We start from the raw sequence: 1,139 nt of genomic DNA, 5'->3' as shown, positions 1-1,139 counted from the left end.
TCCCCAGGCGGTCAACTTCACGCGTTAGCTGCGTTACTAAGAGGGTTACCCTCCCAACAACTAGTTGACATCGTTTAGGGCGTGGACTACCAGGGTATCTAATCCTGTTTGCTCCCCACGCTTTCGTGCATGAGCGTCAGTACAGGCCCAGGGGACTGCCTTCGCCATCGGTGTTCCTCCGCATATCTACGCATTTCACTGCTACACGCGGAATTCCATCCCCCTCTGCCGTACTCCAGCCTTGCAGTCACAATGGCAGTTCCCAGGTTGAGCCCGGGGATTTCACCACTGTCTTGCAAGACCGCCTGCGCACGCTTTACGCCCAGTAATTCCGATTAACGCTCGCACCCTACGTATTACCGCGGCTGCTGGCACGTAGTTAGCCGGTGCTTATTCTTACGGTACCGTCATCACCCCTCTTTATTAGAAAGAGGCTTTTCGTTCCGTACAAAAGCAGTTTACAACCCGAGGGCCTTCATCCTGCACGCGGCATGGCTGGATCAGGCTTGCGCCCATTGTCCAAAATTCCCCACTGCTGCCTCCCGTAGGAGTTCGGGCCGTGTCTCAGTCCCGATGTGGCTGATCATCCTCTCAGACCAGCTACAGATCGCAGGCTTGGTGGGCCTTTACCCCACCAACTACCTAATCTGACATCGGCCGCTCCAGTAGCGCAAGGCCCACAAGGGGTCCCCTGCTTTCATCCACGGATCTCATGCGGTATTAATCCGGCTTTCGCCGAGCTATCCCGCACTACCGGGCACGTTCCGATGCTTTACTCACCCGTTCGCCACTCGCCGCCATCCCGAAGGACGCGCTGCCGTTCGACTTGCATGTGTAAGGCATGCCGCCAGCGTTCAATCTGAGCCAGGATCAAACTCTACAGTTCGATCTTGTTAAATTTCAAGGCCTTTCGACCTCACTCATAAAAACGGAATTGAAGTGATCTTCACTTCTATCTCCATGAGCGTTTGTTTCGGCTCGCCCTCCCCTTCGCGCTTGCGCACAAAAAAGAATGCTCGCCCATGCAGACACCCCAAAGAGTGCCTCCACATCCAAACGCCCACGCTTATCGGCTGTAACTTGTTAACGAACCCGTCCCTCTCATCTCCCCAAAAAACCACTTGCGTGGACCCCAGGGA

At 55.2% G+C, this 1,139-nt stretch carries 1 protein-coding gene and 1 rRNA gene; both read right to left on the bottom strand.

The genetic code is table 11. The features are described 5' to 3' along the window. Window positions 1-886 (bottom strand): 16S ribosomal RNA (locus tag K8I04_01745); the annotation flags it as partial. A gap of 34 nt (window positions 887-920) precedes the next feature. Further along, window positions 921-1,139: hypothetical protein (locus K8I04_01740; GenBank protein ID MBZ0070440.1), on the bottom strand; the 219-nt coding region annotated here is incomplete at its 5' end.

The sequence above is a fragment of the Gammaproteobacteria bacterium genome, assembly GCA_019911805.1.
In the GTDB taxonomy this organism is placed as follows: Bacteria; Pseudomonadota; Gammaproteobacteria; order Thiohalobacterales; family Thiohalobacteraceae; genus JAHJQQ01.
The sequence above is the reverse complement of the archived record's forward strand: the minus strand, read 5'-3'. Positions and strand labels throughout refer to the sequence as shown.